The following is a 220-nucleotide window of genomic DNA, read 5'->3' as shown; positions in this document are numbered from 1 at the left end:
GCAGGCGCGAGGGCTCAAGCAGGGGCTGGAGATGCGGCTGGCCGAATGCAAGCTGGATCTGCATCCGGAAAAGACCAAAATCGTGTACTGCAAGCAGGCCAACCGGCAGGCAAGCTATCCGCTATGTCAGTTCGACTTTCTGGGCTATACGTTCAGACCGCGAAGTGTCAGGAATCGGGTGGGCAAGTTGTCGGTCGGCTTCTTGCCTGCGGTCAGCAAC

1 pseudogene is annotated in these 220 nt (G+C 58.6%); it reads left to right on the top strand.

What is annotated here, in order from left to right:
- A pseudogene (locus tag ACYP5B_RS37195) lies at positions 1-220 on the top strand (group II intron reverse transcriptase/maturase); the annotation flags it as partial.

The organism is Cupriavidus sp. 8B (assembly GCF_054589115.1).
Note: the sequence above shows the minus strand (reverse complement) of the source record. Positions and strands in the feature narration are given on the sequence as shown.